We start from the raw sequence: 17,500 nt of genomic DNA on the forward strand, positions 1-17,500 counted from the left end.
CACACCGCGGCGCGCACGCTGGAAGCCTGCCGGGCCGGTCACTGCGGGCTCGCGCCGACAGCGCAGACCAGTCGCCTGGTAGCTTTCGGGCAAACAAGCCCGGTCCCGTACGAAGGGGGTGTCGAGGCGTGACTACCGGCGAAGCCGATCACCACGGCCAGCCATCCGAATGGGGAGCGGCGTGGGAGGTGCTGGGACCCGTAACGGACCTGGTCACGCCAATGGCAGTGCGGGTCGCGGCCACGCTGAGGCTGACCGACCTGATGGCCGGCGACGCGGTCCCCGTCGAGGAACTCGCCCGCCGCTCTGACACCAACGCGGACGCCCTGGGCCGGCTGCTGCGTCACTTGACCTGCCGAGGTGTCTTCGTCGAACGGGAACCGGGCAGTTTCGCCGTCAACGAGCCTGCCGCGCTGCTGGCGTCCGACCACCCCGCCGGGATGCGAGCATGGCTCGACTTGGGTGGCTTCGGCGGGCAGATGGACCTGGCGTTCACCGGCCTGCTGCACACAGTCCGCACCGGGCAACCAGCGTGGGAGACGGTCTTCGGCGCCCCCTTCTGGCACCATCTCGCCACGAACCCGCAGATGAGCGCGTCATTCGACGCGTCAATGGCCGCCGGGACGGAGTACGTCATCGACGCGGCCACCGGATTCGACTGGTCCGGGACACGGCACGTGGTCGACGTCGGCGGCGGCACCGGCGCCCTGCTCGCCGAAATCCTGCGCGCCAACCCGGACATCCGCGCCACGCTCGTAGATCTCCCGGACACAGTGGCCCGAGGCCGGCAGTACCTGACCGAGCGCGGCCTGAACACACGGTGCGAGTTCGCCGCCCAAAGTTTCTTCGACCCGCTGCCCGCCGGAGCCGACGCGTACGTGCTCAGCGGTGTGATCCACGACTGGGGCGACGACGACGCCGTACTGATCCTGCGCCGGTGCGCCGACGCGGCCGGACCGCACAGCCGCGTCGTCGTGATCGAGTCACTCGGCAGCGCCGGTGACCACCCGGCCATGTTCGCCGAAATGAACCTGCGCATGCTCGTACTCAGCGGCGGCCGCGAACGCACCATCGAGGACTACACCGCCATTGCCGCCGAAGCCGGACTCGACTTCGCCAACGTTCACACCACCCCACTCGGACAGGCCATCTTCGACTGCGGCCAACGACCTGAACGGGCAAGCCGTGATCGATAGCCGACTCCTGGATCACTACGCCCGCCGCGAGCTGGTCTCACAAGTCGCGCCGTGAGTCTGGGCTTTTGTCGTGTCCAGAGAAGGCGCGACAGCCCAAGGGATGAGCAGGCCCGCGCCTACGCGTTGACCGACGAGGAATGGGGAGTCTTCCGGGAGCGGTTGCGGCGGCAGGTCATCGCACACGCGATCAATCGGCGGGCATTTCAGCCGCCACCAAGAACAACAAGGCCGAGGCCAGGAACGGGCGAGAGCCGAGGTCCTCGATCCACCCCGCGGCGTTGGGATCGAGATAGCCGGCATCGATGGCCCGAGCCACATTGCGTCGCAGCCCAAACACCTGATCGGCCACGGTGAAGTCGCGAAACACCGGTGCCACCGTCACCACGGACCGCACCACGAGACCCGCCTCCATACACAGCCGGGCGAGGCTGCGGCCGATGGTCGCGTTACGGATCACCTCCTCGACCAAGAACCGGCACAGCCCTCGGCTCATGGCCAGCTGCGGGGAGTCGATCAGCAGTCCCTCCCAGTCGGGTTCGGCCATGACAATCCGCCCTCCCGGGCGAGCCGCCCGGCGAAACTCCGCCAGCACCTTTGCCGGATCCGCCACATGCTGAAGCACACGGTCGGTGCGAGCTCGATCGACACTGCCGTCCTCCAACGGCAGCGCATGCACATCGCCAGGGCGAACCTCAATCAACGGCTGTCCAGTCAGGCGAGCACGAGCCTGCGCGATCATCACCGGATCCCGGTCAACGCCGATGACCCGGCCGGCCGGTCCGACGGCCGCCGCCATCGCCGCCAGATCAGTTCCTGGCCCGCACCCGATGTCGAGCACGGTCTGCCCAGGCTGGAGATCAAGCAGTTCCAGCACCTGCTGCTTATAGACCCGGCCCGATGCGCTCGCGGCCACCTGGTCGAGATAGGCGATCGGGTCAGGACGAGACAAAGAGCCGCTGTCGATCATGCTCACAGCCAACCAAACGCAGATGCAGTTCCCGAGGAAGAGGTGTCGAGATCTCGTGCACCTGGCGCTCGGGCTTCACTATCCAGATCTCCCCCAAGGCCCAGCGCCAGGTGCAGTTCCTCTTTCGCCTGATCCAGCGCGGCGGCCGGTTTGCGGAACTCCGCCGGGCGGGACGTCCACTCGTGCCGGGGTCGGCGGACCAGCGCGACCCGGGCACGAAACGACCGCAGCCGCTCCATGATCGGCGGGCGCGGATGCGTCACCGTGGGGTGAGGCGGATCACCGGGTATATCCGGTCGGATTTGCGCTGGTACTTCTCATAGCGGGGCTGGGCGGCCGTGATGGACTTCCAGGCTCGCTCACGCTCGGCCCCGTCGAGCACGTACGGCGTCACCGGGACGGCAGCCCGGCCGGGCAGTTCGATCGACGCCCGGTCGGGATGCGTCACCAGGTTGACGTGCCAGTCCGGGTGCCGGCTCCCGCCGCCCGACGCGACGATCAGCCAGGCGTCCTCGTCGTCGGCGAACCACGCCAGCGGCGTCTCCCGCGGCTGCCCGCTTCGGCGACCCACCGTGTTCAGGATCAGGACGTCCATGCCCATGAACTCACCGCGCCCTCCTCGGATCTTGCGGTTCATCCGGGCGTTCATCTTCCGCTGAATCCAGCGCGACAGCGCCCCGGGCGTACCCTGCTGGTCCTGTGCCACTGGCTACCTCCAGTCAGTCGGCTTGATGTCCATGCCGGTCACACTAGGTACGGCTCGTTCAAGCCGCTTCTCGATTCCTGATGGGATGACCACTCAGCGTTCGTCGATGATCTGGCCGTTCTGGGCCGTGGCGTCCTTGGTGAGCGCCATGGTCAGCGGAGCCTCGGGGAAGATGGGGATGGCCGCGAGCGCGGCGCCCAGCTGGTCGGCGGTCTCCCAGCGCCAGACGTCGCTGTAGGTGCCGTCATCGAGCTGGACGAGCAGGGCCACCGTGAGCCCCGGGTGCGTCTTCCTGACGGTGGCGATCAGCGAGCTGCGGCGGGCCAGGAATTCCTCACGGTCGGCCTCGGCGACGGAGTAGCGGTGCGAGCGAACGGCGGGCATGGGACGTCTCCTCGTTGTGGGGTGGGGGCTTACCAGCTGCCTGCGATCTGGCGGATGGGGGCGTTGAGGCGGTTGAAGAGGTTCGTCACGGCGATCATGAGGATGATCGCGGCGAGCTGCTTCTCGTCGAAGTGATCCGCGGCGTTGTCCCAGACCTCGTCGGGCACCGCGTCGGAGCGGTCGGCCAGCTGGGTGGCGGCCTCGGCCAGCTCCAGCGCGGAACGCTCGGCGTCGGTGTAGTACGGCGTCTCGCGCCACGCGCTCACCAGCCCGATCCGTTCGTCGCTCGAACCGCGCTTCCTCAAGGTCTTCAGGCCGCCGTCGACACAGAAGCTGCACCCGTTGATCTGGCTCACCCGCAGGTGAACCAGGTCCAGCAGCTCCTCATCGACGCCGGTGCTCTGGGCCGCCTTGATCAGCTCCTGGATGGGCCGCATCGCGCTGGGGATGATCGTCGCGCAGTTCTTCATCCGAGCCTGCATGGTGGTTTCCTGTCTCTTTGGTGTTGCTGACAGAAATGAGGATGTACGCCCGTATTGATAGATTCGCGATGCGTGCACGATGCGACGGCGATGGGGGGAAAGATGCTGCGCTTCACCCTTCTGGGGCCGATGCAGGTGATCGCCGACGGAACCCCGCTGACCGGCATCGCCCCACGTCACCGGGCGGTTCTCGGCTATCTCCTGCTCAACGCCGGCCGGGTCATCAGCTTGGAACGGCTGATCGACGCGATGTGGGGACACGACCGGCCGGACACCGCCAGGTCGCAGATCCACGCCTCGATCACCGCCATCCGCAGGGTTCTGCGCGGGGTTGACGCCGCCGACCGGACGTTGTCGTCGCTTTGCACAGCCGATCTCTCCGCCGGGCACCCCGCGAGACCTGGGGCTAGTCTCGAATTGGGGGGCAGTCTCGTACAAGGACCGTCTCGCTCGCGTCTGCGTGATGGGACCGGTCGCCAGCACAGGAGGGGGAAGGTCATGTCGATCGACCTGACCGAGAACTCGATCACCGAGGAGGTGCAGAGCACCTTCGACGGCTGCCGCGACGCGCGTACCCGGGAACTGTTCGTCGCGCTGGTCCGGCATCTGCACGACTACACCCGTGAGGTGCGGCTCACCGGCGAGGAATGGTTCACCGCGATGGACTTCCTGGAACGCGTCGGCAAGATCACCACTGCGACGCGCCAGGAGTACGTGCTGCTCTCCGACATTCTCGGAGTAAGCGTCCTGGTCGACCTGATCAACGACCACAGTGGGCCGTGCACCACCGACAGCACCCTCCTCGGGCCCTTCTACGTGGAAGGCCGGCCGGCCGTGCCCAACGGCGCCGACATCTCCGCGGGCCGCGTCCCGGGTATGCCCCTGTTCTTCACCGGCAGGGTCGCCACCCGGTCCGGAGACCCCGTCGCCGGAGCGCGGGTGGACACCTGGCACAGCGACGGGGAGGGGCACTACGACGTGCAGCAGGCCGAACGACTGCACGGCCACCTGGCGATGCGAGCGCTGCTGACCACCGACGAGGAGGGCCGGTTCTGGTACCGGTCGATCGCCCCCCGGTACTATCCGGTGCCCACCGACGGGCCCGGCGGCGAGATCATCCGCGCCGCCGGCCGTTCGCCGATGCGGCCCGAGCACATCCACTTCTGGCTGCACGCGGAGGGCTACGAGCCTCTGATCACCATGCTCGTCCGCAGCGACGATCCCTACCTGAACCACGACGCCGTCTTCGCGGTCAAACGTTCGCTGGTCGTGGACTTCGTCCAGCGCGAACCCGGCACCGCTCCCGACGGGACCGTCGTCAAGGAGCCCTTCCAGACCGTGGACTGGACCTTCACCCTGAGCCCGAACGCCGGTTAGGCGGGAGGTCCCGGCAGGCGCCGCTGCCGTTCCGGAAATTCATGGCGCGCCGTGGCGACCTCGATGTGTTCCGGTTGCTCGCGAACGCACCCGCAGTGTACGGCGGATGGGTGCCCCATCTCCCGGAAGGGAGCGCGTCATGCGCGCGCTACGTTTCACTCGTTTCGGGCCACCCGAGAACGTCCTGGAAGTCGTCGATGTTTCCGATCCCGGCGGCGGCGATTGCCTGGTCGCGGTCAAGGCGGCCTCGGTGAATCCTTCGACCTGAAGAACGTCGCCGGCGCCATGGAAGGCACGGTCCTGCCCCGCGTCCCCGGCCGGGACTTCGCCGGAGTGGTCCTGCGAGGGCCACCGGACTGGATCGGCGCCGAAGTCTGGGGAACAGGTGGCGACGTGGGTTTCACCCGCGACGGATCGCACGCCGAGAGCCCTCGCCTCGCTGGCATCACGGGGCAGGCTCGTGGTCATCAGCGCGGTCGGCACCCGGACCGTCGAAATCGACCTGATCGACTTCTACCACAATGAAGTACGCATGCTGGGGGCCGACAGCAGGAAGCTCGACTGCGTCCGGTCCGCCGAACGGCTCTCCCGGTTCTCCCCCTATTTCGAGGCGGGTGACTTGCACCCGCTTCCCATCGCGCGCACCTTCACCCTGGAGCAGGGCAGGAACGCCTACTCCGCGGTCGCGGGCCGGCCTCCCGGCCGCGTCGTGATCTGCCCTGAATCGGCGCTGGTTTAAGAAAGTTAAGATCAACTTCTTGAAAGTTGAAGTTTCGCCGGGTATAACTTTAGATATGAGAGAGCAGGCGATGGACTGGCAGGAGCTCACGAACCTGACCCGGGGCCAGCCGTTCGTCGTGGAGCGGGTGCGTCTGGAAGGCAGCGGCGTCGCGATCGAGGGCGAGTTCGAGCTACCGCAACTGGCTCAGCTCAACGTCGAGGACCAGGTCTTCGTCACGGCGTTCGTGCGGTGCCACGGCTCCATCAAGGAGATGGAACGGATCTTCGGGGTGAGCTACCCGACGATCAAAGCACGACTGAAGCGGATCACGCAGATGCTCGACTTCGTCGAGACCGATCCGGCGCCGTCGCAGGCGGACGTCGTCGATCGGTTGCGCCGCGGCGAGATCACCGCACAGCAGGCATTGTCCGAACTGGATGGCCGGACGTGATGCCGCAGTTGGTGACCGTGCGGGTCAAACGCCCGGACCGTCGTCCCATCCGGATCTGGGTTCCGGTGCTCCCCGCGGCGCTCGTGTTCGCACCGATCGTCATCCTGGCCGTACTGGGGGTGGTCGTGGCCTGCGTCGTGTTTCACGTCGATGTGGTGCGGGCGCTCGGCACCGGTTGGCGCATCATCTCCGCGTTGCCCGGCACCCGGTTCGACATCGAGCAGGACCGTACGGCTGTGCTGGTAATTATCCGATAGGAGAGGTTCCAATGAATGAGCAGCGCAAGGACATCCTCGACATGCTGGCCGAGGGCAAGATCACCGCGGAGGAGGCGGAGCAGCTCATCGCCGCGCTCGAACGGGACCAGTCGCCGGTGGCGTCGGGTCTCACCGCCCGGCCGAGGGGCAAGGCGAAGTACCTGCGAGTGGTGGTGGAGGCCCTGGAGAACGGTGAGATGGGGCGGGTCAACATTCGGGTGCCGCTGCAGCTGCTGCGGGCCGGCGTACAGCTGGCGGCCCTGATCCCGCCGCAGGCACTGGGCAAGGCCAACGCCGAACTGAACAAGTCGGGCGTGCCGTTCGACCTGACGCAGCTCAAGCCCGAACAGCTTGAGGCGTTCGTGGAGCACCTCGACGAGATGCTCGTGGAGATCGACCAGACCGATGCCAAGGTGCGCATCTTCTGCGAGTAGACGCCGTCCAGTTGGACGGAGGGTGCGGAACTACCCGAGTGGATCAGCCGTGAGTGGCTAATCCATGTCATCAAACATGTCACGGGCGACAATCGTGACGAAAGAATGAACGGATATCCGTGTGACACTTTATCAGGTCCAGGCGCCTGCGATCCACGTGCAGGGCCTGGAGAAATCGTACAAGGAGCTGCGGGTGCTGCGCGGCGTCGACTTCGACGTGGCGCGGGGCAGCATCTTCGCCCTGCTCGGCTCCAACGGAGCGGGCAAGACCACGGTCGTGAAAATCCTGTCCACGCTGCTCAAGGCCGACGCGGGGACCGCCAGCGTCAACGGCTTCGACGTCGCCACCCAGGCTGCGGACGTGCGGGAGTCCTTCAGTCTCACCGGGCAGTTCGCCGCCGTCGACGAGATCCTCAGCGGGCGGGAGAACCTCGTGCTGGTCGCCCGGTTACGGCACCTCAAGGCTCCGGGCAACATCGCGGATGACCTGCTCGATCGTTTCTCGCTGACCGACGCGGGCGCGCGGAAGGTGTCGACGTATTCGGGTGGCATGCGCCGCCGGCTCGACATCGCGATGAGTCTCATCGGGAATCCGCCGGTCATCTTCCTCGACGAGCCGACGAGCGGGCTGGACCCCCAGGGCCGCATCGAGGTGTGGCAGGCCGTCAAGGAACTCGCCGGCCAGGGTACGACGGTGCTGCTCACGACGCAGTACCTGGACGAGGCCGAACAACTCGCCGACCGGATCGCGATCCTCCACGAGGGCCGGATCATCGTGAACGGCACCCTCACCGAACTCAAGCAGCTGCTTCCGCCCGCCAAGGTCGAATACGTCGAAAAGCAACCGACCCTCGAGGACGTCTTCCTCGCGCTCGTCGGCGCCGACGGCAAGGACGCGACGCCGGCGACGACGCGTAAGGAATCTCGATGACCAAGCATTTCTTCGGCGACACCGGCGTCCTGCTGGGACGATCCCTGCGCCACATCACGCGCAGCGTGGACACCATCATCACGACCACGATCATGCCGATCGCCTTCATGCTGCTGTTCGTCTACGTGCTCGGCGGCGCGATCGACTCAGGAACTGATTCGTATGTGAGCTATCTGCTGCCCGGCATCCTGCTCATCACGGTCGCCTCGGGCATCGCGTACACCGCGTTCCGCCTCTTCCTGGACATGAGGAGCGGCATCTTCGAGCGATTCCAGTCCATGCCGATCGCACGCTCGTCCGTGCTCTGGGCACACGTGCTGACCTCACTGGTCGCCAATCTGATCTCACTCGCGGTCGTCGTGCTCGTCGCCCTCCTCATGGGCTTCCGCTCATCGGCCGGACCGCTGGCATGGCTCGCGGTCATCGGCATCCTGATCCTGTTCACCCTGGCGTTGACGTGGCTCGCCGTCATCCCCGGCCTCACCGCGAAGTCCGCGGACGGCGCGGGCGCGTTCTCCTACCCGCTCATCCTCCTGCCGTTCATCAGCTCGGCCTTCGTCCCCACCGACAGCATGCCCGGCCCGGTACGCGCCTTCGCCGAGCATCAGCCGGTGACCTCCATCGTCAACGCCATCCGCGACCTGTTCGCCCAGCAGACGGTCGGCGCCGACATCTGGATCGCGCTCGCCTGGTGTCTCGGCCTCCTCGTCCTCGCGTACGCCTTCGCCATGGTCACCTACCGCCGCAGGATCTCCTAGCCGAGAATCAGAGGGGCGGGTCGGTGGCGAGGCGGGCATGGAGGTGCTCGTCGTGGTACTCACCGTCGCCGAAGCGGTGCGAGCGGCGCAGGGTGCCTTCGGCGGGGTAGCCGCAGCGGGTCGCCACCCGGCAGGAGGCCTCGTTGCCGACCCCGTGGGCGAGTTCGATCCGGCGGGCGCCCGCGACGCCGAAGCCCCAGCCGGTGATCGCCCGTACGGCTCTGGTCGCGACGCCGCGCTCGCGGGCGGCCGGGACGGTCCAGTAGCCCAGCATGGCCAGGTTGTCCGGGCGGTCGACCCAGCGCAGGGTCACCGCGCCGAGCAGGCCGCCCGTCGTCGCGTCCATGACCGCGAAGGGGGTGGCGGCGCCCGCGTCCCACCTGGCGGCCAGGGTGTCGATCCACTCGCCGGCGCTGGCCGGGTCGGTCACCGGGATCGGGTTCCACAGCGCCAGCCGGGGGTCGCGGGCCGCCTCGGCCACCGCGGCCAGCAGGTCATATCCGCCCAGGTTCCTGCTCCAGGGGCGCAGAACGAGATCAGCCAGGGGAAGATCAGCCCGTTCGTACGTCATACCCCTTCTATACCGTGACCATGACATCGATCGGCCAGGTCGCCCTGAGCTTCCGAATGTTTCACGCTGTCGAATTCCATAGATGCAGCTCAGCGCCTCATTGCCGACGATCGCCGAATCGTTTCCATCGTCGCGTTGACACGATTCGGAGCGCTTCACACACTGATTCCGCGGTCGGTCGGCCCTTGTTCCGATGGTGCCGACGTCTTCCGGATTCAGTACTGCGACCGCATGCGTCATCCGCGGTCGCGGGGAGAAAGGACGCGGCTTCCATGGGGAACATGACACGCCTGCTCAGCGGGCTCACGGCCGGAGTGGCGCTGATCGCGGCGGCGGTGTTCGCCACCGGTTCGGCCAGCGCCGAGTCCAACGGCGGGGTACGGGTGATGCCGCTCGGCGACTCCATCACCGACGGGCTCACCGTGCCGGGCGGCTACCGGATCAACCTGTGGCAGCGCGTGGTGTCCGGCGGCTACACCGTCGACTTCGTCGGCTCCGGATTCAACGGCCCGGCCAGCCTCGGCGACCACGACCACGAGGGGCACTCCGGCTGGCGGATCGACCAGATCGACGCCAACATCGTCAACTGGCTGCGCACCTACACCCCTCGCACCATGCTGCTGCACATCGGCACCAACGACATGTTCCAGAACCCCAGCGGCGCCCCCGCGCGGCTGGCCACCCTGATCGACCGCATCACCACCAACGCCCCGAACACCGAGTTGTTCGTCGCCACGATCATCCCCCTGTCCGGCGCCGACGCCGCCGTCCGCACCTTCAACGCGGCCATCCCCGGCATCGTCCAGACCAGGGCCAGCGCCGGCCGCCGCGTGCACCTGGTCGAGATGTACAGCGCGCTCACCACCGCAGACCTCGCGGACGGCGTGCACCCCAACGCCGGCGGCTACAACAAGATGGCCGCCGTCTGGTACAACGCGCTCCAATCGGTGCCCGGCAGCCTGAGCAACGGCACCCCGTCGCCGTCGCCCACCGACACCACTCCCCCGACGACGCCGGGCGCCCCGTCGGCCGCCAACGTCACCGCCTCCGCCGCGACCATCTCCTGGGGCGCGTCGACCGACCCGGGCGGCAGCGGCCTGGCGGGCTACAACCTCTACCGCGAGCAGGGCGCCACGGACCCGCAGATCGGCCAGTCGGCCACCAACTCGGTCACGCTCACCGGACTGACCGCCGGCACCCAGTACCAGTTGTACGTCCGGGCGCGTGACGGTGCGGGCAACCTGTCCGGCAACTCCACCCTGGTCACCTTCACCACCACGACCAGCGGCGACACCTCCCCGCCGACGGCTCCCGGCGCCCTGACCGCGTCGGGCACCACCACCACGGGCACGAATCTGTCCTGGACGGCCTCCAGCGACAACACCGGCGTCACCGGCTACGACATCCTGCGCGCCCCCGGCGCCAGCGGCGGCGCCTTCACCCAGGCCGACACCGCGACCGCCACCTCCTTCAGCGACACCGGCCTGACCGCCGGCACCACCTACCGCTACCAGGTCAGAGCGCGCGACGCCGCGGGCAACCTCTCCCCGGTCTCCAACACCGTCCAGATCACCACCCAGACCGGCGGCACCACCGGAACCTGCACCGCCACCCCGACGGTCCAGACCCAGTGGAACAGCGGTTACGTCATCCAGCCGCTCACGATCGCCAACACGGGCACCGCGACGATCACCGGCTGGACGGTCACGCTCACCCTGCCCGCCGGGCACACCCTGACCGGTTCCTGGAACGGCACGGTCACGGTCAGCGGGCAAAGCGTCACCATCAGAAATGTCGGCCACAACGGCACGCTGGCCCCCGGCGCGAGCACCACCAGCGTCGGCTTCCAGGTCAGCCGCCCCAACGGCAACACCGCCCTGCCATCCGGATACACCTGCGCCTGACAGGCGCTCAGCGGACAAGCGGCACGCGGAGCACGAAGCAGGCGCCACCGTCGGCCGCGTCCTCGACGTGCAGGGTGCCCTGGTGGGCCTGGGCGATGTCACGGGCGATGGCCAAGCCCAGGCCGGTGCCTCCGCAGTCGCGGCTGCGGGCGGTGTCCAAGCGGACGAATCGGTCGAATATCCGCTCGCGGTCGGCGGGGGAGATTCCTTCCCCGTCGTCGGCCACGGCCAGTTCCGCGTGACCGCCGGTGCGGCGCAGGTCGACCTTCAGCCGGTGGGCGGCGTGCCGCAGGGCGTTGTCCAGCAGGTTGGCGAGCAGGCGGGCGAGCTGCCCGGAGGCGGCTTGCACGGTCACCGCCGGCTCGACGCTGAGCCGTACATCATGAGTCTGGACGCACTGAGCCGCCGCCGTCTCGACCAGGGTGGTCAGGTCCACTTCTTCCCGCGATCTGTCGAGGTCGGACTCGATCGTGGCCAGCAGGAGCAAGTCGTCGACGATGTCCTCGAGCCGGCCGAGGTCATCCGTCACGTGCTTCAGCAGATCGGGCAGGTCGATGTCGTCCGGGTGCCGCTGCGCCGCCTCCACCTGTACGCGCAGCGCGGTGAGCGGCGTGCGCAACTCGTGTGAGGCGTCGGCCGCGAATTGCCGTTGCCGTCCCAGCAACTGAGTGCGGTCATGGGACACATGCCGGCCCAGTACGTCCTCTCGCCGGCGTCCGCAGACGTCGAGGTAGGCCTGGTTCACGGCCACGATGTTCAAATCCGGCGACATGACCAGGCATGGGCCCGGAATGGCCGCGAACAGGGCGGCGTGGTCGGCGCTGTGTTCCATCAGAATCCCCCTTCTGGCGCTCACGGGTCCATCGCCGCGCGACGGCGCCGTCCCGGCCCGGCCAGCGGAAGCCGCAGCACGAAGCACGCGCCGCCGGTCTCGGACTCCCCGGCCCGCAGGCTGCCGATATGGGCCTGGGCGATCTCGCGGGCGATGGCCAGGCCCAGGCCGGTGCCGGCGTGGTCGAGCCGGCGCGCGGCCTCCAGCCGGCCTCCATGCCGGCGAGGACACGCAGATCGGTGATGATCGCGTCCAGTCGCTCGACGTCCCGCAGCGCGCTGGCGATCAGGTCGCCGAGGTCGGTCTGATCGGGATGCAGGCGGGCCTCTTCCAGCTCCGTGCGCAACCCGGCGATCGCCGTACGGAGCTCGTGGGAGGCGTCGGACGCGAAACGCTGCTTCTTCTGCAGTTCGCGCATCATGAGCTGGATCGGCCTCGCGATGAGGCCGTCGGCAGGCGGGTGGGGGACCTCGCGGTCGAACAGGGGTGTTGGCTGTGCAGTCACAACACAGACTTCCTTCCGTCTTCGGGGGATTTCGCCGCCGGGGCATGCGTTGCCATCCGGTCGTCAGCTATGACAGGGCAGCCCGCGGGCCTGTGACAGGTCCACGCGAACCATTACCTGCGACGCCGTCAGGACACCGCGGTGATCTTGGCCGGGTTCATCATCCACAGCACCTGGCCGACGCCCGCCGCGGAGGCGTCGACCGTGAGGACCGCGAACACCTGTCCGTCGCGGCTCAGCAGGGCGGCGGTCTGCCCATTCGTGCTCGCGTACCGCACGTCGACTCCGGTCCAGAAGCGGCTCGCGAACGCCCTGACGTACTTGGCCACGCGCGGCGCGCCGACCACGGGGAAACGAGAGGCGCGCACGACGCCGCCGCCGTCGGAGTAACTGATCACGTCCCCGGCGAAGAGTTCCTCCAGCGTGGTCAGGTCGCCGGAGCGGGCGGCGGCGACGAAGGCCGTCAGCAGCCTGCGCTGCTCTGCCCTGCTCACCGGCTTGCGACGTTCGGCGAGTACGCGCTTGCGGGCCCTGCTGACCAGTTGCCGTACAGCCGCCTCGGTGACCTGGATGATGTCGGCGATCTGCCGGTAGGGGTAGTCGAAGGCCTGCCGCAGCACGTATGCGGCGCGTTCGGTCGGCGAGAGCCGCTCCAGGAGAAGCAGGACCGCGAACTCCAGCGCCTCCCCCCGCTCGGCGCCGAGGTACGGGTCCGCGCCCGTGTCGACCGGTTCGGGCAGCCATGAGCCGATATAGGTTTCGCGTCGCACCCGAGCGGACTGGCTCGCGTTGATGGCCAGCCGGGTGGTCGCCGTCGCCAGGAACGCGGCCGGGTTGTCCACCGCGGCGCGGTCGTAGCTCTGCCAGCGCAGCCAGACGTCCTGCACCAGATCCTCGGCTTCTGTGACGCTGCCCAGCATCCGGTAGGCGATACCGAACAGCCGCGGCCGTACATCCACGAACACTTCGGCGGCGCGTTCAAGATCTTCCGGCCCGCCGGATTCGTCCGCCGGCACGCTGTCCGCCACTGTCGCCGCCCCAATCCTCGGACCCCTACCTGCCGCCTACCCCTTGCGCGGCGAGGCCAGGACAGCGGCCAGAAGATCTTCTTTGGCGGCTTCCAGGCGTACCCGACAAGCGAGCCGCAGCCGGGGGCGAGCGCTCTTGATCATTAGGATGATGCCATTCACGGCCTGAAATGAATTTCGCGGCAGCTGTCACAAGCCCGAAGACCTTCCTGTCTTAGCTGATGGGCACGATCCGCTACCGCGACTGGATCGGCCGAAAATAGCGCCCATTTACGAAAGGAACGTTCCATGGCCGACAAGCCGAGATCTACCGCGTGGCAGACGGCGGTGACCGTTCTGCAGGAAGCCGAACCGCCGTTCATCCCGGCGGGCGCGCACGCGATGACCATCGTCGTCGAGTACCCGCCCGGCGACCCCGGCACTCCGCCGCACCGGCACTCCGGGCCGGCGTTCGGCTACGTGCTGGAAGGCGAGATGCTGCTGGAACTGGAGGGCGAGCCGGAGCGGGTCGTACGCGCCGGGGAGGTGTTCTGGGAGCCGGGCGGCGACGTCATCCACCACCAGGACGGCAACAACCGCGACGACATCCCGCTCCGGTTCACCGTCACCATGCTGTGCGAGCCAGGCCAGCCGATGCTCACGCTGGTCGACGACGAGGAGCTCGCCCAGCGCCGCAGCGCTCCCCCGTCCTGAGCACGGATTGTGGGTGCAGGACATGACCGAGGTGAGAACGCCAGCGGAGATGCTCGACGAACGCCGGCATCCGCTCATGACCAGGCTCCCGCCCGCCAGCCATGATCGCGTCGCGCGCCGGTTCGCCGCGGCGTGCGCAAGGGGCGACACGGCGGCGCTGAAAGCGGTTCTGACCGCGGAAGCGACCGTCGTGAGCGACACCGGCGGCAAACTGCGCGCCGCCGTACGCCCGACCCGCGGCGCCGACGCGTCCGCCCGGTTCCTCACCGCGTTGCCGACCGGCCAGCCGGACACCACGACCACCGTCGAGCCCGTGAACGGCCGGACAGGTCTGGTCCTGCGCCGGGCGGGCCAAGCCGTGGCGGTGGTCAGCGTAACCGTCACCGGAACCGAGGTCGCCGCCGTATGGATCGTCCTGAACCCCGACAAGCTGCGGCGCTGGCACCGCCCATGACCGCAGCCTGTACGTTGATCACGTGCAGGGACAACCCACATCGCGTATCGAGGAACGATGACAGCAGGCGGCATCGCGGTGGTGACAGGCGCAGGCTCGGGAATCGGCCGGGTGGTCAGCAGGGCCCTCCTGAACGCCGGGTACGGGGTCGCGCTCGCCGGTCGGCGGGCGGAGGCGCTGCGCGAAACCGCCCAGGACCACCCCGGCGCGCTGGTGACACCCACCGACGTCACCGACCCGGACTCGGTGGCCGCCCTCTTCCACGCGGTACGCGAACGCTGGGGCCGGGTGGACCTGCTCTTCAACAACGCGGGCACCTTCGGCCCTCCGGGAGCCGTCGACGAGATCTCACTCGCCGACTGGCGCAGAACCGTGGACGTCAACCTGACGGGCACGTTCCTGTGCGCGCACCACGCGGTCGCGCTGATGAAGGAGCAGCGCCCCCAGGGCGGCCGGATCATCAACAACGGCTCGATCTCCGCGCACACCCCCCGCCCGGCGAGCGTGGCCTACACGGCCGGCAAGCACGCGCTGACGGGCCTGACCAAGTCGATCTCACTGGACGGACGGCCTCATCAAATCGCCTGCGGGCAGATCGACATCGGCAACGCGGCCACCGAGATGACCGGCGGCATGGCTCTGGGGGTCGCCCAGGCGGACGGCACCCAGGCCGTGGAACCCACCTTCGACCCGGCGCACGTCGCGGAGGCGGTGCTCTTCATGGCGAATCTCCCCCTGGACACGAACGTGCTGTTCCTCACGATCACAGCGACCGGGATGCCGTTCGTCGGCCGGGGGTAACCGGGACGAGCTGGTGATGGCGAGGAGTGCCTCACGCCCAGCCGGTCGGCCACCGACGTCATGGTCGGCAGCAGCCGATAAGCCGCGATACACGCGAGGCCATGCCGTTGCTGAAACGGCATGGCCTCGTTTCGTTGCCTATTCTTTCGGCGCGTAGATGAGAACGACGACGCCGGAGGCGAACGGCCTGGTACCCACCAGCTTCAGGTGGGTGGTGTCGAGCCCGTCGAGGAGACGCCGACCGCCACCGGCGATAACGGGAAATAACCAGAAATGGTATTCGTCGACGAGCCGGTGCTCCAGGAGAGTGTGGTCAAGCTCGCCGGTTCCGTACTTCAGGATGTTCCTGCCGGGCTCTTCCTTCAGCCTGGCGACCTCCTTGGCGACGTCGCCCTCGATGATCGTGGCGTTCCAGGTCGCCTCCTTCAGGGTCCGGGAGGCGACGTATTTCGGGAGGGCGTTCATTCGGGCGGCGTCGTCGCCCTCGGTCTTCTCCATTTTCGGCCACACCTCGGCGAACGCCTCGTAGGTCTCGCGGCCGAGCAGCAGCGCGTCCGAGGCGGAGAAGAGCTCCTCACCGTAGGCCGCGTGCTCCTCATCCCAGTACGGCGCGCCCCACTGCTCCGGCGAGTCAATGACTCCGTCCAGCGTCACGAACGTCGATTCGATGAGCTTTCTCATCCTTTTCGCCTTTCGGATGTCGGGATGTCTGCCGACGCACAATATCGAACATGCGTGCTACCGTGCCAGCTCAATGAAACCGCATTTTGAAGGTACGGCCTCATAGGCAGCCGAAAATACCGCCAAAGTTTAAACAGAAGGTTCAACGATAAAGTCGAACCCATGACGTCCTCGATCCGGGACGCCGCCCGTCAGTTCACCGGCGGCGCCCTCACCGCGCTCCTGTCCCCCGCCACCCGCCTGCTCGGCCTCGGCGAGCCCACCCACGGCGTCGAAGCCTTCCTCGAACTGCGCAACGAGCTCTTCCGCCACCTCGTCGAACACGAGGGCTACCGCTCGATCGCCATCGAGAGCGACTGCCTGATGGCCTTGACCGCCGACGCGTACGTCACCGACGGCATCGGCACCCTCGACGAGGTGATGAGCCGCGGCTTCAGCCACGGTTTCGGCGCCTCACCCGCCAACCACGAACTCCTGCGCTGGATGCGCGCCTGCAACGAGCAGCGTCCCCCGTACGAGCGGCTCCGCTTCTACGGCTGCGACGGCCCCCTGGAGATCACCGGCGCCGCCGGCCCACGCCCGGCCCTGACCGCGCTGCACGACTACCTCGCCGCCCACCTCGACCTGGCCTGGAACCGCGAGACCCTCGACGAGCTGCTCGGCCCCGACGAGCGCTGGACCAACCCGGCCGCCCTCATGGATCCCGCCCAGTCCGTCGGCCGCACCCCCGAGGCCGGCGAACTGCGCCTGATCGCCGACGACCTGCGCGTGCTGCTCACCGCGCACTCCCCCCACCTGACGGCCGCCACCTCCCCCGACGACTGGTGGCGCGCCGACCTGCACGCCCGCACCGCGGCCGCGCTCCTGCGCTACCACGCCGGCCTGGCCGACCCCGCGCCCACCCGCGTCGACGCGCTCATGTGCCTGCGCGACGCGATGATGGCCGACAACCTCGACGCCGTCGTCACCCGCGAGTCCCGCCGCGGCCCCACCCTCGCCTTCGCCCACAACCGCCACCTGCAGCGCGACAAGAGCCACCTGCGTCTGGCCGACCTGCCACTCCAGTGGTGGAGCGCCGGCGCCATCATCGCCACCCGCCTCGGCGACCAGTACGCCTTCGCCGCCACCACCTTCGGCACCCGCGGCCCCGATGTCCCTCCTCCCGACACCCTCGAAGGACTCCTGTCGACCCTCCCCGACACCCGCGCCGTCATCGATCCCGGCCTCCTCGCCACGACCCTCGACCGGAAGCCGGCACCCCGCGTCCCGGCCGACCACACGTACTTCTCCATCGACCCGGCCACCATCGGCCAGATCGACGCCCTCGTCTTCATCAAGGAAATCTGAGCCCGCGGGTAGAACCTTCA

23 protein-coding genes and 1 pseudogene are annotated in these 17,500 nt (G+C 68.2%); 14 read left to right on the forward strand and 10 right to left on the reverse strand.

Annotation, left to right across the window (positions count from 1 at the left end; all coding sequences use genetic code 11):
* Nucleotides 1-221 precede the first annotated feature (221 nt).
* On the forward strand, nt 222-1,196 hold the full coding sequence (locus tag Acor_RS14600; RefSeq protein ID WP_170316932.1) for a methyltransferase: 975 nt from the start codon (nt 222-224) through the stop codon (nt 1,194-1,196).
* Nucleotides 1,197-1,383: 187 nt separating this feature from the next.
* Here the strand turns inward: Acor_RS14600 and Acor_RS14605 are convergent, their stop codons facing one another.
* The 4 genes from Acor_RS14605 to Acor_RS14620 all read right to left on the reverse strand — a co-directional run bounded on the left by Acor_RS14605 (nt 1,384) and on the right by Acor_RS14620 (nt 3,735).
* On the reverse strand, nt 1,384-2,163 hold the full coding sequence (locus Acor_RS14605) for a methyltransferase domain-containing protein (protein ID WP_155337178.1): 780 nt from the start codon (nt 2,161-2,163) through the stop codon (nt 1,384-1,386).
* 259 nt (nt 2,164-2,422) lie between these two features.
* Nucleotides 2,423-2,869, reverse strand: coding sequence for a nitroreductase family deazaflavin-dependent oxidoreductase (locus Acor_RS14610; protein WP_246238648.1), 447 nt, complete (start codon nt 2,867-2,869; stop codon nt 2,423-2,425).
* Nucleotides 2,870-2,962: 93 nt separating this feature from the next.
* Nucleotides 2,963-3,253: a hypothetical protein gene (locus Acor_RS14615; protein ID WP_155337179.1), complete on the reverse strand. Its 291-nt coding sequence runs from the start codon at nt 3,251-3,253 to the stop codon at nt 2,963-2,965.
* Nucleotides 3,254-3,282: 29 nt separating this feature from the next.
* A complete protein-coding gene (locus tag Acor_RS14620) occupies nt 3,283-3,735 on the reverse strand; it encodes a carboxymuconolactone decarboxylase family protein (RefSeq protein ID WP_155337180.1) in 453 nt (150 codons plus the stop codon).
* A 102-nt stretch (nt 3,736-3,837) separates the two neighbouring features.
* Between Acor_RS14620 and Acor_RS14625 the strand changes: the two genes are divergently transcribed.
* The 8 genes from Acor_RS14625 (at nt 3,838) to Acor_RS14655 (ending at nt 8,664) form a co-directional block, all read left to right on the forward strand.
* Nucleotides 3,838-5,112: a dioxygenase family protein gene (locus tag Acor_RS14625; protein ID WP_218034281.1), complete on the forward strand. Its 1,275-nt coding sequence runs from the start codon at nt 3,838-3,840 to the stop codon at nt 5,110-5,112.
* 139 nt (nt 5,113-5,251) lie between these two features.
* A complete protein-coding gene (locus Acor_RS45425) occupies nt 5,252-5,380 on the forward strand; it encodes a hypothetical protein (protein WP_281353221.1) in 129 nt (42 codons plus the stop codon).
* A gap of 192 nt (nt 5,381-5,572) precedes the next feature.
* Nucleotides 5,573-5,851 (forward strand): hypothetical protein, encoded by a 279-nt coding sequence (locus tag Acor_RS43200; RefSeq protein ID WP_218034282.1) that lies wholly within the window; start codon nt 5,573-5,575, stop codon nt 5,849-5,851.
* Nucleotides 5,852-5,906: 55 nt separating this feature from the next.
* Entirely contained in the window at nt 5,907-6,284 is a 378-nt protein-coding gene (locus Acor_RS14635) for a DUF2089 domain-containing protein (RefSeq protein ID WP_218034283.1), read from the forward strand.
* Entirely contained in the window at nt 6,281-6,541 is a 261-nt protein-coding gene (locus Acor_RS14640) for a hypothetical protein (protein ID WP_170316933.1), read from the forward strand. The genes Acor_RS14635 and Acor_RS14640 overlap by 4 nt, the downstream gene beginning before the upstream one ends.
* A gap of 11 nt (nt 6,542-6,552) precedes the next feature.
* Nucleotides 6,553-6,975, forward strand: coding sequence for an SHOCT-like domain-containing protein (locus tag Acor_RS14645; protein WP_155337182.1), 423 nt, complete (start codon nt 6,553-6,555; stop codon nt 6,973-6,975).
* 121 nt (nt 6,976-7,096) lie between these two features.
* Entirely contained in the window at nt 7,097-7,906 is an 810-nt protein-coding gene (locus Acor_RS14650) for an ABC transporter ATP-binding protein (protein WP_155337183.1), read from the forward strand.
* Nucleotides 7,903-8,664 carry an ABC transporter permease gene (locus tag Acor_RS14655; RefSeq protein ID WP_155337184.1) on the forward strand — a complete coding sequence of 254 codons (762 nt, stop codon included), beginning with the start codon at nt 7,903-7,905 and terminating at the stop codon, nt 8,662-8,664. Before Acor_RS14650 ends, Acor_RS14655 begins: the two co-directional genes overlap by 4 nt.
* A gap of 7 nt (nt 8,665-8,671) precedes the next feature.
* Here the strand turns inward: Acor_RS14655 and Acor_RS14660 are convergent, their stop codons facing one another.
* Nucleotides 8,672-9,235, reverse strand: coding sequence for a GNAT family N-acetyltransferase (locus Acor_RS14660; RefSeq protein ID WP_155337185.1), 564 nt, complete (start codon nt 9,233-9,235; stop codon nt 8,672-8,674).
* A 281-nt stretch (nt 9,236-9,516) separates the two neighbouring features.
* Between Acor_RS14660 and Acor_RS43205 the strand changes: the two genes are divergently transcribed.
* Entirely contained in the window at nt 9,517-11,139 is a 1,623-nt protein-coding gene (locus tag Acor_RS43205) for a fibronectin type III domain-containing protein (RefSeq protein WP_246238649.1), read from the forward strand.
* Between the two features lie 7 nt (nt 11,140-11,146).
* On the opposite strand, the gene Acor_RS14675 is transcribed toward Acor_RS43205, so the two are convergent.
* From Acor_RS14675 to Acor_RS14685, 4 genes and pseudogenes are all read right to left on the reverse strand, one after another.
* Nucleotides 11,147-11,971: a sensor histidine kinase gene (locus Acor_RS14675; protein WP_155337186.1), complete on the reverse strand. Its 825-nt coding sequence runs from the start codon at nt 11,969-11,971 to the stop codon at nt 11,147-11,149.
* A gap of 20 nt (nt 11,972-11,991) precedes the next feature.
* Nucleotides 11,992-12,177: an ATP-binding protein gene (locus Acor_RS46255; RefSeq protein WP_422664807.1), complete on the reverse strand. Its 186-nt coding sequence runs from the start codon at nt 12,175-12,177 to the stop codon at nt 11,992-11,994.
* Nucleotides 12,178-12,236: 59 nt separating this feature from the next.
* A pseudogene (locus Acor_RS46260) lies at nt 12,237-12,392 on the reverse strand (histidine kinase dimerization/phospho-acceptor domain-containing protein); the annotation flags it as partial.
* Between the two features lie 212 nt (nt 12,393-12,604).
* The gene (locus Acor_RS14685; RefSeq protein ID WP_246238650.1) at nt 12,605-13,504 is read right to left on the reverse strand and encodes an RNA polymerase sigma-70 factor; all 900 of its coding nucleotides are present in this window, start codon (nt 13,502-13,504) and stop codon (nt 12,605-12,607) included.
* Between the two features lie 288 nt (nt 13,505-13,792).
* On the opposite strand from Acor_RS14685, the gene Acor_RS14690 reads away from it, so the two are divergent.
* Genes Acor_RS14690 through Acor_RS14700 form a run of 3 tightly spaced genes read left to right on the forward strand, consistent with a single transcriptional unit; the run spans nt 13,793 to nt 15,452 of the window.
* Nucleotides 13,793-14,197 (forward strand): cupin domain-containing protein, encoded by a 405-nt coding sequence (locus Acor_RS14690; RefSeq protein ID WP_155337188.1) that lies wholly within the window; start codon nt 13,793-13,795, stop codon nt 14,195-14,197.
* A gap of 22 nt (nt 14,198-14,219) precedes the next feature.
* Nucleotides 14,220-14,651: a nuclear transport factor 2 family protein gene (locus Acor_RS14695; RefSeq protein ID WP_155337189.1), complete on the forward strand. Its 432-nt coding sequence runs from the start codon at nt 14,220-14,222 to the stop codon at nt 14,649-14,651.
* Between the two features lie 57 nt (nt 14,652-14,708).
* Entirely contained in the window at nt 14,709-15,452 is a 744-nt protein-coding gene (locus Acor_RS14700; RefSeq protein WP_155337190.1) for an SDR family oxidoreductase, read from the forward strand.
* Nucleotides 15,453-15,590: 138 nt separating this feature from the next.
* Here the strand turns inward: Acor_RS14700 and Acor_RS14705 are convergent, their stop codons facing one another.
* Entirely contained in the window at nt 15,591-16,133 is a 543-nt protein-coding gene (locus Acor_RS14705) for a dihydrofolate reductase family protein (RefSeq protein WP_155337191.1), read from the reverse strand.
* Between the two features lie 162 nt (nt 16,134-16,295).
* Between Acor_RS14705 and Acor_RS14710 the strand changes: the two genes are divergently transcribed.
* On the forward strand, nt 16,296-17,480 hold the full coding sequence (locus Acor_RS14710; RefSeq protein WP_155337192.1) for an erythromycin esterase family protein: 1,185 nt from the start codon (nt 16,296-16,298) through the stop codon (nt 17,478-17,480).
* Nucleotides 17,481-17,500 lie beyond the last annotated feature (20 nt).

Source organism: Acrocarpospora corrugata, assembly GCF_009687845.1.
Classification (GTDB): Bacteria; Actinomycetota; Actinomycetes; order Streptosporangiales; family Streptosporangiaceae; genus Acrocarpospora; species Acrocarpospora corrugata.

Bases quoted from the DNA above. Each gene is read 5' to 3' on its own strand.
- Acor_RS14675 (WP_155337186.1), bottom strand. From the start codon at position 11,971: ATGGAACACAGCGCCGACCACGCCGCCCTGTTCGCGGCCATTCCGGGC.
- Acor_RS14600 (WP_170316932.1), top strand. From the start codon at position 222: ATGGCAGTGCGGGTCGCGGCCACGCTGAGGCTGACCGACCTGATGGCC.
- Acor_RS14690 (WP_155337188.1), top strand. From the start codon at position 13,793: ATGGCCGACAAGCCGAGATCTACCGCGTGGCAGACGGCGGTGACCGTT.
- Acor_RS43205 (WP_246238649.1), top strand. From the start codon at position 9,517: ATGACACGCCTGCTCAGCGGGCTCACGGCCGGAGTGGCGCTGATCGCG.
- Acor_RS14695 (WP_155337189.1), top strand. From the start codon at position 14,220: ATGACCGAGGTGAGAACGCCAGCGGAGATGCTCGACGAACGCCGGCAT.
- Acor_RS45425 (WP_281353221.1), top strand. From the start codon at position 5,252: ATGCGCGCGCTACGTTTCACTCGTTTCGGGCCACCCGAGAACGTCCTG.
- Acor_RS14700 (WP_155337190.1), top strand. From the start codon at position 14,709: ATGACAGCAGGCGGCATCGCGGTGGTGACAGGCGCAGGCTCGGGAATC.
- Acor_RS14605 (WP_155337178.1), bottom strand. From the start codon at position 2,163: ATGATCGACAGCGGCTCTTTGTCTCGTCCTGACCCGATCGCCTATCTC.
- Acor_RS14705 (WP_155337191.1), bottom strand. From the start codon at position 16,133: ATGAGAAAGCTCATCGAATCGACGTTCGTGACGCTGGACGGAGTCATT.
- Acor_RS14710 (WP_155337192.1), top strand. From the start codon at position 16,296: ATGACGTCCTCGATCCGGGACGCCGCCCGTCAGTTCACCGGCGGCGCC.
- Acor_RS14615 (WP_155337179.1), bottom strand. From the start codon at position 3,253: ATGCCCGCCGTTCGCTCGCACCGCTACTCCGTCGCCGAGGCCGACCGT.
- Acor_RS14635 (WP_218034283.1), top strand. From the start codon at position 5,907: ATGAGAGAGCAGGCGATGGACTGGCAGGAGCTCACGAACCTGACCCGG.
- Acor_RS14645 (WP_155337182.1), top strand. From the start codon at position 6,553: ATGAATGAGCAGCGCAAGGACATCCTCGACATGCTGGCCGAGGGCAAG.
- Acor_RS14660 (WP_155337185.1), bottom strand. From the start codon at position 9,235: ATGACGTACGAACGGGCTGATCTTCCCCTGGCTGATCTCGTTCTGCGC.
- Acor_RS14620 (WP_155337180.1), bottom strand. From the start codon at position 3,735: ATGCAGGCTCGGATGAAGAACTGCGCGACGATCATCCCCAGCGCGATG.
- Acor_RS14655 (WP_155337184.1), top strand. From the start codon at position 7,903: ATGACCAAGCATTTCTTCGGCGACACCGGCGTCCTGCTGGGACGATCC.
- Acor_RS14625 (WP_218034281.1), top strand. From the start codon at position 3,838: ATGCTGCGCTTCACCCTTCTGGGGCCGATGCAGGTGATCGCCGACGGA.